The sequence below is a fragment of the Mycobacterium sp. TH-M116 genome, from assembly GCF_057473685.1.
This window is the reverse complement of the sequence record NZ_JBYCLC010000283.1, coordinates 1-7609: the sequence shown is the minus strand read 5'-3', so window position 1 is coordinate 7609 and position 7609 is coordinate 1. Positions and strand designations below refer to the sequence as shown.

Below are 7609 nucleotides of genomic sequence, written 5' to 3'. Positions count from 1 at the left end.
GCGAAGTAGCTGGGGCCCACCCCGCGGGAGATCTCGCCGCCGGCCGGCTCGATCTTGGTGACCTCGGCGCCGAGGTCGGCGAGCAGCATGGTGGCGTACGGGCCGGCCAGCATGGTGCCGACCTCGAGGATGCGGATACCCGCCAGCGGGCCCTGGGAGCTGCCCCGCGTCAACGCAACTCCGTTGCGAGGTCGGCGATCATCTCGCGGGTGCGCCGTTTGGAGGCGACCAGTTCGTCCCGGTCGGCGCCGATCGGCAACAGGCGCACCGACAGGTCGGTCACACCGGCGTCGGCGAAAGAGCGGAGTCGCCGCAGAATCTGTTCCGAGTCGCCGGCCGCGCACAGGTCGCCGACATCGCGAGCGTCGCCGCGGTCGAGCAGGCGCTGGTAATTGGGCGACACCTCGGCCTCGCCCAGGATACGGTTGGCCCGCTCCTTGGCCTCGTCGACTTGCGCAGGCGCACAAAGACAAACCGGGACTCCCGCGACGATCCGCGGCGCGGGACGCCCGGCGTCCGCGGCGGCCTTGGTGATCTTCGGAGCGATGTGCTCGCCGATCGCGCGTTCGTCGGCCATCCACAGCACCGTACCGTCGGCGAGCTCACCCGCGATCGCCAGCATCACCGGCCCGAGCGCGGCGACCAGCACCGGCATCGGGGTGTCTGCCCCGATCGCCAGCGGGTTGTGCACGGTGAACGAATCGTTCTCGACGTCAACCGGTCCCGGCCCGGCGGTGGCGGCGCCCAGCACCTGAAGGTAGTCGCGGGTGTAGGCGGCCGGCTTCTCATACGGCAGGCCGAGCATGTCGCGGACGATCCAGTGGTGCGACGGTCCGACACCCAGCGCCAGCCGGCCACCGGCCACCGCGTGCGTCGAGAGCGCCTGGCGGGCAAGGGCGATCGGATGCTGGGCCTGCAGCGGCACCACCGCGGTGCCGAGCTCGATGCGCGAGCTGTGCGCGGCCATCAGCGACACCATGGTCAGGCAGTCGAAGTCGTCGGGCACCTGCGGCATCCACGCGGTGTCCAGGCCCGCCGACTCGGCCCATTCGATGTCGGTGGCCAGCTTGTGCACCTTGCGGGCCATGTCGCCGCGCTCGGCACCGATCATCACTCCGACGCGCACGATTCCTCCGATGCTGGTCGGGGGGCGCCGGTCAGGGCCCGGATGTCGCGGACCAGCACGTCCAGCGGTGTGCCGGTGGGGAACACCGCGGCGGCGCCGGCGGACAGCAGTTTGGTCACGTCGGCGTGCGGGATCGTGCCTCCGACGACGACGGCGATGTCGGCGGCGTCGGCGGCACGCAGGGCCTCGATGGTGCGGGTGGTCAGCGCCAGGTGCGCACCGGACAGGATGCTCAGGCCCACGACCGCGACGTCCTCCTGGACGGCGATCGAGGCGATGTCTTCGATGCGTTGCCGGATGCCGGTGTAGATGACCTCGAAGCCCGCGTCGCGCAGGGTGCGCGCGACGATCTTGGCGCCGCGGTCGTGTCCGTCCAGGCCCGGCTTGGCCACCAGAACTCGAACCGCCATCTAGAACACCACCGGCTGTGCGAACTCGCCCCACACCGCTTTGAGCGCGGAGACCATCTCACCGACGGTGCAGTAGGCGTTGGCGCAGTCGATCAGCGTGTGCATCAGGTTGTCGGTGCCCTCCGCGGCTCGTGAGAGATCCGCCAACGTCGATTGCACCGCGGCCGAATCCCTTTCGGCCTTCACCTTGGAGAGCCGTTTGAGCTGCACATCGCGGCCCTCGGCGTCGAGTTCGTAGGTGACCACGTCGGGTTCGGGCTCCTCGGAGACGAAGCGGTTGACCCCGACGACGGGGCGGGTGCCGGCCTCGATGTCCTGGTGCGTCCGGAACGCCTCGTCAGCGATCAGGCCCTGCAGGTAGCCGTCCTCGATCGCGGCCACCATCCCGCCGTGGCGCTGCAGGTCGTCCATGATCTCCACGATGCGCGCCTCGGTCGCGTCGGTGAGCGCCTCGACGAAATAGGAGCCGCCGAGAGGGTCGGCCACGCCGGCCACGCCGGTCTCGTAGGCCAGGATCTGCTGGGTGCGCAACGCCAGCGTGGTGGACTCCTCGGTGGGCAGCGCGAACGGCTCGTCCCAGGCCGCGGTGAACATCGACTGCACCCCGCCCAACACCGCCGCCATCGCCTCGTAGGCCACCCGGACGACGTTGTTGCGCGCCTGCGGGCCATACAGCGACGCGCCGCCGCACACGCAGCCGAACCGGAACATCGACGCCTTGTCGGTGGCCGCCCCGTAGCGCTCCCGCACGATGGTGGCCCAACGGCGTCTTCCCGCACGGTATTTGGCGATCTCCTCGAAGAAGTCGCCGTGGGTGTAGAAGAAGAACGAGATCTGCGGCGCGAACTGGTCGATGCTCATGCGGCCGCGGGCCACCACGGTGTCGCAATAGGTGACGCCGTCGGCCAGGGTGAACGCCATCTCCTGCACCGCGTTGGCGCCGGCGTCGCGGAAATGGGCCCCGGCCACCGAGATCGCGTTGAACCGCGGTACTTCGGCCGCGCAGAACTCGATTGTGTCGGCGATCAGGCGCAGCGAAGGCTCCGGCGGCCAGATCCAGGTACCGCGCGAGGCGTACTCCTTGAGGATGTCGTTCTGGATGGTCCCGGTCAGCGTGGCCCGCGGGATGCCCTTCTTCTCGGCCGCGGCGACGTAGAAGGCCAGCAGGATGGCGGCGGTGCCGTTGATCGTCATGCTCGTGCTGAGCTTGTCCAACGGAATGCCCTCGAACAGGATCTCGAAGTCGGCCAGGGTGTCCACCGCGACGCCGACCCGGCCCACCTCCTCGCCGAACTCGGGATCATCGGAGTCGTAGCCGCACTGGGTGGGCAGGTCGAGGGCCACCGACAGGCCGGTCCCGCCCTGCTCGAGCAGGTATCGGTAGCGGCGGTTGGACTCCTCGGCGGTGCCGAAGCCCGAGTACTGGCGAAACGTCCACAGCTTGCCCCGATAGCCCGACGCGAAATTGCCCCGGGTGAACGGAAACTGTCCGGGCGGCGCAGGTTCCGCGGTCCTGTCCCCCGGCCCGTACACGGGCCGCAGCGGTATGCCCGATGGGGTCCGAATCTCGTTATCCATCGACTGATAACGTACTTGCAAAAAAAGAGAATGCCAATACCATCCGCTTGACCAGGCCGAAGGAGGCCCACTGCGCCGACCGGTCCCGCTCGGTCGGCTCAGACCAGCCGAGGACTAGGCTGCTCGACGTGACGGTTTCGCGGCCAACGGCCGGCGACCTGGACGCCGCGGCACACCATTTCGGGTTCCACCTCGACGCCGCCGCCCGACGCGACTACCTGGCGGCCGTGCAACACACCATGACGTCTTATGACGTCGTCGACGCGCTCTACGACGAATTGGCGCCGCCGCCGACCCCCGAGCGTGCCCACCGGTTCCCGGCGCCGGAAGAAAACCCGCTCGGCGCCTGGTATGTCACCACCGAGATCTCCTCTGGAGCGAAGGGCCCCCTGTCGGGCCGCACCGTCGCGGTCAAGGACAACATCGCCGTCGCCGGCGTTCCGATGATGAACGGGTCCCGCGCGGTCGAGGGCTTCGTCCCCGGCCGCGACGCGACCGTCGTCGAGCGCCTGCTGGCCGCGGGGGCGACCATCGCCGGCAAGAGCGTCTGCGAGGACCTGTGCTGCTCGGGGTCGAGTTTCACCTCTGCCTCCGGCCCGGTGCGCAACCCGTGGGACACCGCGCGCGAGACGGGCGGGTCCTCCAGCGGGAGCGGTGCGCTCGTCGCCGCCGGATACGTCGACGTGGCCCTCGGCGGCGACCAGGGCGGCTCGATCCGCATCCCGGCCGCGCTGTGCGGCATCGTCGGGCACAAGCCGACCCACGGCCTGGTGCCCTACACCGGCGCGTTTCCGATCGAGCGGACGATCGACCATCTCGGTCCCATGACGCGCACCGTTGCCGACGCCGCACTTGTGCTCACGGTGCTCGCCGGGCCCGACGGCCACGACCCGCGCCAGCGCGAGCCCACAGCCGCGTTCGACTACCGGGCCGCGCTCACCGGCGACGTGACCGGGCTGCGGGTCGGCATCCTCGGCGAGGGTTTCGGCCAGCCCGGCTCGTCACCGGAGGCCGACGAACTCGTCCGCTCGGCGGCCCGGCGTTTCACCGAATGCGGTTGCAACGTCGGAGACGTCAGCGTGCCCTGGCACCGGACGGCGCTGCATGTGTTCAATGTCATCTTCACCGACGGCGCCACCTACCAGATGATTGACGGCAACGGCTACGGGCTCGGTGTGGACGGGTGGTACGACCCGGAACTCATGGCGCACTTCGCCCGGCAGCGGGTCGCCCACGCCGACGAATTGGCCAGCACCGTCAAGGCGACCGCGCTGTGCGGGCACTACGGCCTCACGGCGCTGGGCGGCGCGTCGTATGCCAAGGCGCGCAACCTGTTACCGCACGTGCGGGCCGCCTACGACGCGGCGCTGGACGAGTACGACGTGCTGGTGATGCCGACCGTTCCGGGGACGGCGGACCTGTTGCCGGCAGGGGGTCCCGGTGACGTCGGGCTGCTCGGACGCGCGCTGGGCAAGGCGGCCAACACGGCGCCCATGGACATTACCGGCCATCCCGCCCTCTCGGTGCCCGCCGGGCTCGTCGACGGCCTGCCGGTCGGGATGATGATCATGGGCAGGCGATTCGACGACGCCACGGTGTTGCGGGTGGCCGACGCGTTCGAATCCCTGTGCGGGGGTTTTCTCTCCCCCGGCTAGCGCGAGCCTATGCCCGGCAGATTATTTCGCCGTGCGGGATCGCCAGCCAGCCGTCCGGGGCCGCAGCCCAGGCCCGCCACGCCGCGGAGATCTCCTCGAGTTGCGCCGGCGTGGCCAGGCCCAGCCGCAGCAACTCTTGCGCCACCCCCGAATGCAGAATCCGGTCGGCCCACATCCCACCCCACCACTGCCGCGTCGCGGCCGTCGCGTAGCACCACAGGCTGCCCGAGGGCGCAATGTCGGCGAACCCGGCCTCGAGCGCCCAGGACAGCAGCCGCCGGCCCGCGTCGGGTTCGCCGCGGTTGGCGCGGGCCGCCTTCTCGTAGAGCTCCAGCCACAGGTCCAGCGCGGGAAGCCGCGGATACCACACGAACCCCGCGTAGTCGGCGTCGCGGGCCGCCACGATCCCGCCCGGCCGGCACACGCGGCGCATCTCGCGCAGCGCGCCCACCGGGTCGGCGACGTGTTGCAGCACCTGATGCGCATGGACGACGTCGAAGGTGTCGTCGGGGAAGTCGAGCCGGTGGACGTCGGCGGTGGCGAACGCGACGTTGGACAGGTTGCGTCGCTGCGCCTCGGCGCGGGCCACGTCGAGGACCTCGGCGAACTGATCGACGGCGGTGACCGGTCCGGGAGCGACCCGGGCGGCGAGATCGCCGGTCACGGTCCCGGGACCACACCCGATGTCCAGCAGGGACAGCCCCGGCCTCAGGTGCCCCACCAGGTAGGCCGCGGAGTCGTCGGCGGTGCGACGCTGGTGACCGCGCAGCACCGACTCGTGGTGTCCATGGGTGTAGCTGGCCCGAGGTTCGTCGTTCACCCTGCGCTCCCTAATCGACCGGGACGTCGAGGATCGGCCGGTCGACGGCCGCGCCGGGTCCGTTGAAATGCCACCACTCACCGGAGTACACGCTCAGCCCGCCGGAGGTCATCGCGTTGCGCAGCTGGGCGCGGTTCGCCTGGGCCTGGGGGCTGACGCCCTGCGTGGCGAATGCGGTTGCGCGGGAGGTGAAGTCGTCGAAGCCAGTGCCCATGTCGGCCAGGCACACCCCGCCGGCGCGACGATCGGCCGGACAAGGCTGCCGCACGCTGGTGAACGTCACGTCGACCGAGCGCCCGGACTCGTGGCTGTGCGCATAGGGCCCCGGCCGCGCGACCCACGCCGGATTGGGCACCACGGTGAACATCGTGACCTGCACGTCGTGCGGCCGGTAGCAGTCCCAGAACACCAGCACGTGCCCCTGCGGGCGCAGCGCCGCCGCGGCCGCGCCGAGTCCGGGCGCCATCGACTGGTGCACCAGGCAACGGGCGTCGGACGGGTACAACTGCGTGCCGGTGAAATTGTTCGTCGTCGCATAGCGCAGATCGACGACGGCGTCCGGCACGACGCTGCGGATGTCGACGAACCCCGCCGCGCGCGCCGCGTCGCTGACGGGCGGCACACCGGGCCCCGCGTCCGCGCGGGGAATTCCGCACGGACCGGCGGTGAGCGCGAGGACTATCGCGAGCCCATGAAACCGCCGCATCCGAGGCATCTGACCATTGTTACGGGTCAGCGCGTGTTACGGCTCAGCGCGCCGGGATGTCATCTGATGCCGCCGTCCGCACAGCGCTGCAACCTGGGCGCCAGCGCCGATGCCACCACGTCGTCGGACTAAAATTCGCGCATGACACATGGCCGGTCGCCGGCGGGTCGCGCGGGCTCCCGAGTCGTCGCCACCGTGGCGGTGTTGGCGATGTCGTTGGCGGGCTGCGCCTCCGCGCGCGCTGCCGGACCGCACGTCATCACGCTGACGCTGGTGCGGCACGCCCAGTCGGAAGGCAACGCCTCGGGCCTGATCGACACCTCCGTTCCCGGCCCAGAACTCACCCCGCGGGGATGGTGCCAGGCCGCGCTGGACGCGGGGCCGCTGAGCGCCCACCACTACGACGGGGTCTACGCCTCCACCATGATCCGCACTCAGGAGACGGCCGCGCCGACGGCGCGGTGGCTGGGCGAACCGGTCGACGTGCTGCCCGGGCTGCGCGAAATCGAGGCCGGTCGCTACGAAGGTCAGCCGGAGGCAGACGTCGCGCGAACGTACCTGACCGTTCCGATGAAATGGCTCCGGGGCGACCGCGGCGCGCGGATCCCGGGCTCGATCGACGGCAACGAATTCAACGCACGCTTCGGCGGGGCGGTCCAACACATCTACGACAGCGGCGACGTGAACCCGGTCGCGTTCTCGCACGCGGGCGCGATCATGCTGTGGGTGCTGATGAACGTCCACGACCCCGACCGCTCGCTGCCGGCCAGCAATCCACTGCCGAACCTGGGCCGCGTCGTGCTCACCGGAAACCCCTCCGCGGGTTGGAATCTGACCGAATGGGACGCTGACCCGCCGCCGTGCTGACCGCGTCGCGAGCAGCGGATCCGTCATCGGTTGAAGCCGGGCGACGGCGCCGGGTCGCTCGATGATTCTGCCGCCGCGCGCCGCACCGGTTGATCGAGGACTCTTTCGACGGGTAGCCGAGTGCTCCGATCGCCAGGCCCACTCCTACGTGCGGTGGTCGTTGCTGCAGGAATCTGGCCACGTTGCGACTGGCCGGCCTGGTCAACGATCGCCGCGAAAAGACCATCGCGCACTACTCCCCGGCGGAGCAGGACGCGCTGCGCGTGCCGACTGGCGCGGAAAACGCTGGCGGCACCGTGCCGCGTGAGCTACTATCTGCGCATGAATGCAGGTAATGCCTCGAGGCGGCAACTGGACGAGGATCAAGTGGGACTGATCGTCGAGGTGTTCCGGATGCTGGCCGACGCGACCCGTGTTCGGCTGTTGTGGTCGTTGATCGACGAGGAG

8 protein-coding genes and 1 pseudogene are annotated in these 7609 nt (G+C 70.2%); 3 read left to right on the top strand and 6 right to left on the bottom strand.

Annotation, left to right across the window (positions count from 1 at the left end):
- From AC2VOK_RS14110 to AC2VOK_RS14095, 4 genes are all read right to left on the bottom strand, one after another.
- On the bottom strand, positions 1-173 hold a 173-nt coding region (locus AC2VOK_RS14110; RefSeq protein ID WP_428901040.1), incomplete at its 3' end, for a CoA transferase.
- Positions 170-1126: an LLM class F420-dependent oxidoreductase gene (locus AC2VOK_RS14105; RefSeq protein ID WP_428901038.1), complete on the bottom strand. Its 957-nt coding sequence runs from the start codon at positions 1124-1126 to the stop codon at positions 170-172. The genes AC2VOK_RS14105 and AC2VOK_RS14110, both read right to left, overlap by 4 nt.
- Positions 1111-1536 (bottom strand): cobalamin-dependent protein, encoded by a 426-nt coding sequence (locus AC2VOK_RS14100; protein ID WP_428901037.1) that lies wholly within the window; start codon positions 1534-1536, stop codon positions 1111-1113. The genes AC2VOK_RS14105 and AC2VOK_RS14100 overlap by 16 nt, the downstream gene beginning before the upstream one ends.
- Positions 1537-3114, bottom strand: coding sequence for a methylmalonyl-CoA mutase family protein (locus AC2VOK_RS14095; RefSeq protein ID WP_428901036.1), 1578 nt, complete (start codon positions 3112-3114; stop codon positions 1537-1539).
- A 128-nt stretch (positions 3115-3242) separates the two neighbouring features.
- Between AC2VOK_RS14095 and AC2VOK_RS14090 the strand changes: the two genes are divergently transcribed.
- Positions 3243-4769, top strand: coding sequence for an amidase (locus AC2VOK_RS14090; protein WP_428901035.1), 1527 nt, complete (start codon positions 3243-3245; stop codon positions 4767-4769).
- Between the two features lie 7 nt (positions 4770-4776).
- Here AC2VOK_RS14090 and AC2VOK_RS14085 read toward each other — a convergent pair whose 3' ends face one another.
- Both AC2VOK_RS14085 and AC2VOK_RS14080 read right to left on the bottom strand, forming a co-directional pair.
- A complete protein-coding gene (locus AC2VOK_RS14085; RefSeq protein ID WP_428901034.1) occupies positions 4777-5589 on the bottom strand; it encodes a methyltransferase domain-containing protein in 813 nt (270 codons plus the stop codon).
- Positions 5590-5599: 10 nt separating this feature from the next.
- Positions 5600-6295: a M15 family metallopeptidase gene (locus tag AC2VOK_RS14080; protein ID WP_428901039.1), complete on the bottom strand. Its 696-nt coding sequence runs from the start codon at positions 6293-6295 to the stop codon at positions 5600-5602.
- A gap of 141 nt (positions 6296-6436) precedes the next feature.
- Here AC2VOK_RS14080 and AC2VOK_RS14075 point away from each other — a divergent pair, with 141 nt between their 5' ends.
- Both AC2VOK_RS14075 and AC2VOK_RS14070 read left to right on the top strand, forming a co-directional pair.
- Positions 6437-7162: a histidine phosphatase family protein gene (locus tag AC2VOK_RS14075; RefSeq protein WP_428901033.1), complete on the top strand. Its 726-nt coding sequence runs from the start codon at positions 6437-6439 to the stop codon at positions 7160-7162.
- A gap of 321 nt (positions 7163-7483) precedes the next feature.
- A pseudogene (locus AC2VOK_RS14070) lies at positions 7484-7609 on the top strand (ArsR family transcriptional regulator); the annotation flags it as partial.

Bases quoted from the DNA above. Each gene is read 5' to 3' on its own strand.
- AC2VOK_RS14080 (WP_428901039.1), bottom strand. From the start codon at position 6,295: ATGCGGCGGTTTCATGGGCTCGCGATAGTCCTCGCGCTCACCGCCGGT.
- AC2VOK_RS14100 (WP_428901037.1), bottom strand. From the start codon at position 1,536: ATGGCGGTTCGAGTTCTGGTGGCCAAGCCGGGCCTGGACGGACACGAC.
- AC2VOK_RS14075 (WP_428901033.1), top strand. From the start codon at position 6,437: ATGACACATGGCCGGTCGCCGGCGGGTCGCGCGGGCTCCCGAGTCGTC.
- AC2VOK_RS14095 (WP_428901036.1), bottom strand. From the start codon at position 3,114: ATGGATAACGAGATTCGGACCCCATCGGGCATACCGCTGCGGCCCGTG.